The sequence below is a fragment of the Brevundimonas sp. AAP58 genome, assembly GCF_001295975.1.
Taxonomy (GTDB): Bacteria; Pseudomonadota; Alphaproteobacteria; order Caulobacterales; family Caulobacteraceae; genus Brevundimonas.
Genome location: NZ_LJHU01000106.1, coordinates 1 through 2,703, shown reverse-complemented (window position 1 = coordinate 2,703; position 2,703 = coordinate 1). Strand labels below are relative to the sequence as shown.

The 2,703-nt window shown below is 69.5% G+C and carries 3 protein-coding genes and 1 pseudogene; 2 read left to right on the top strand and 2 right to left on the bottom strand.

Features of this window, described 5'->3' with window-relative positions; translation table 11 throughout:
* Positions 1-77: 77 nt before the first annotated feature.
* Complete coding sequence (gene rpmH, locus IP78_RS13005) at positions 78-212, bottom strand: 50S ribosomal protein L34 (protein ID WP_029414875.1); 135 nt, start codon at positions 210-212, stop codon at positions 78-80.
* A 140-nt stretch (positions 213-352) separates the two neighbouring features.
* On the opposite strand from rpmH, the gene IP78_RS13000 reads away from it, so the two are divergent.
* Entirely contained in the window at positions 353-1,075 is a 723-nt protein-coding gene (locus IP78_RS13000; RefSeq protein ID WP_054112103.1) for a TVP38/TMEM64 family protein, read from the top strand.
* On the top strand, positions 1,072-2,520 hold the full coding sequence (locus IP78_RS12995) for a sensor histidine kinase (protein WP_054112102.1): 1,449 nt from the start codon (positions 1,072-1,074) through the stop codon (positions 2,518-2,520). The genes IP78_RS13000 and IP78_RS12995 overlap by 4 nt, the downstream gene beginning before the upstream one ends.
* Here IP78_RS12995 and IP78_RS12990 read toward each other — a convergent pair.
* Positions 2,517-2,703, bottom strand: a pseudogene (locus IP78_RS12990) (phosphomannomutase/phosphoglucomutase); the annotation flags it as partial. The gene IP78_RS12995 and the pseudogene IP78_RS12990 overlap by 4 nt on opposite strands.

The window sequence follows — 2,703 nt, the reverse complement described above, 5'->3', positions numbered from 1 at the left end:
CGCGAGCACCGTGTCTGGGGTCGCCCCCTCCACCGCTTCGCGGTCCCCCTCCCCCGCTACGCGGTGGAGGAGAGGCCTTAGGCCGTCAGGCGCTTGCGGCCCTTGGCGCGGCGGCGGGCGACGATCTTGGCGCCGTTCTTGGTGGCCATCCGCGAACGGAAGCCGTGACGGCGCTTGCGCACGAGTCGCGACGGCTGATAGGTCCGCTTCACGGTCGGCTCCTGTGTTCGAATAGGGTGGCGCGGCCGGACAAGGCGTCCGTCGCGGGAAGGGCGGGCGTATAAGGGCGGGGGCCGCGGCTGTCAACGCCGGTAAGGCCGCCGATCCGGGAGTTGCGGGCGTTGAGACATCCATGAAGCGCCTCTCGCGGTTTCTCCCTCTCCTTGCCCTCGCGGCCGTGATCGTCCTCATCTTCTCCATGGGCTGGCACCGCTACCTGTCACTGGAAACGCTGAAGGTCCACGGGACGGCGCTGCGGGTCTTCACAGCCGAGAACTATATCCTCGCCCTGCTCGCGCTCATGGCCCTGTTCGCCGTCCTGACCGCGAGCGTCGTGCCCGGCGTCTTCTTCCTGACCATCACCGCGGGCTATTTGTTCGGCCCCTGGGTCGGCGGCGTGTCGACCGCCATCGCCGCCACGCTTGGCGCCCTGATCGTCTACGGCGTGGCCCGCACAGCCCTGGGCGAGGACTTGCGACGCCGGGCCGAGCGGGATCAGGGAATGTTCGCCAAGGTCTGCGCCACCATCGACAAGGACACCTTCTGGTATGTGCTGGCCTCGCGGCTGGCGGTGGTGGTGCCGTTCCACATGATCAATGTCGCAGCCGGACTGATGACGGTGCGTCTCGCGCCGTACACGATCGCAACAGTGATCGGCCTGCTGCCCGCCCACATCATCTACTGCTGGATCGGGGCACGTCTGAACACTCTGCTGGTCAGCGACCCCGATCCGGACATCCAGGCCCTGTTCGGCCAATTCTGGGCACCCATGCTGGGCGTCTTCGTCCTGGCCGTCGTGCTTCCGCTGGCGCTGAAGGCCATCCAGCGCCGCCTGCCGGGAGCGGCCGCGCCATGAGCCCCCGCGCGCGGCTGGACGATCTGTTTGAGCGCGCCCGCCGCTGGCGACCGGCCGCGCCCGACGGGCTGCAGTCGCGTCTGCTCATCCTGACCGTGCTGTTCACCCTGGCGGTGGAGGCGCTGATCCTTCTGCCCAACGCCGCCAACTTCCACGAGACCTGGCTTCAGGACCGGCTTCAGGCCGCCGAGCTGGCCTCGGTCGGCGTGGAGGCCCTGCCCTATAATGCCGTGGACCCCGAGACCGCCGACCAGTTGCTGCGCATAGGGGGCGTGTCGGCCGTGGCCATCTCCGACCAGGGCGTCATGAGCCAGCTGCTGCGCGCGCCCGACCTGCCTCGCACCCCTGACTTCATAGACCTCAGACGCCGGAACACCGGCACACGTCTGTGGGAGCCGATGGAGACCCTGATGGGGCATGAGGACCGGTCGATCCGCGTCCGCGCTGCGCCGCGATATCGCTCTGGGGACTTCATTGACGTGGTGGCCCCCGCCGAGCCGCTCAAGCAGGAGCTACAAGCGTTTCTGCTGAACAGCCTGCTTATCTCCCTCATCATCTCGACGGCGGCGGGTGGGCTGCTCTATGCCGGGCTCGCCTTCCTTGTCCTGCGCCCGCTGCGGCGCGTGACCCGCTCCATCGAGGGCTTCGCCGCCGATCCGCTCCAGCCCGCGCCCGAGCCCTCGGATCGCCAGGACGAGATCGGCCGGGTCGAGCGCGAACTCGCCCGCATGCAGGAGGAGGTGCGGCAATCGTTGAAATCGCGCGCCCGCCTCGTCGCGCTCGGCGAGGCTGTGGCCAAGATCAACCATGACCTGAGGAACATGTTGACCTCGGCCCAGATGGCGTCCGAGCGCCTCGCCGCCTCGCCGGACCCCCAAGTCGCCAAGGCCCTGCCCCGACTTGAGCGGGCTCTGGGCCGTGCCGCCGCGCTCGCCCGCAACGTGCTGGATTACGGCAAGTCCGAGGAACCGGCCCCCGTGATCGACCGGCTGGCGCTTGCCCCCGCTGTCGCCGCCGCCGCCGAGGATGCCGGGCTGGAGCCGACCGGGGTGCGTCTGGCCAAGGCCATCCCCGCGCGCTTCTCGATCCGAGCTGACGGCGACCAGCTGCACCGCATCCTGGTCAATCTGATGCGCAACGCCCGCCAGGCCATCGAGGCCGATCCGACCCGCAAGCCGGGCCGGCGCGGCGCACTCGGTTGCGTCACCGTCTCGGCGTCGGAACAGCCCGGCTGGAGCGTCATCCGCATCATCGACGACGGCCCAGGCATCCCGCCGCGCCTTTCGGAGCGCCTGTTCGAACCCTTCGTCAGCGGCAGCGGATCGGACGGCACAGGGTTGGGCCTGACCATCTCCCGCGAGCTGGCGGCCAACCACGGCGGCGACCTGCGCCTGGTCGAGACCGGCCCGACCGGCACGACCTTCGAGTTGCGGCTGCCGGCCTAGATTTCCTGGTTGTAGGCCCCGACCTCGGGATGGCGGGCCAGGCGCGGCTTCACCTCTTCGCGGAACAGGGCGCGCATGTCGTCTTCCGAGCGCATGCTCTCGACCACCACGACCAGCTCCGGCTTGTTGGACGAGGCGCGGACCAGCACCCACGACCCGTCCTCCAGATGCACCCGGGCCCCG

Bases quoted from the DNA above. Each gene is read 5' to 3' on its own strand.
- IP78_RS12995 (WP_054112102.1), top strand. From the start codon at position 1,072: ATGAGCCCCCGCGCGCGGCTGGACGATCTGTTTGAGCGCGCCCGCCGC.
- IP78_RS13000 (WP_054112103.1), top strand. From the start codon at position 353: ATGAAGCGCCTCTCGCGGTTTCTCCCTCTCCTTGCCCTCGCGGCCGTG.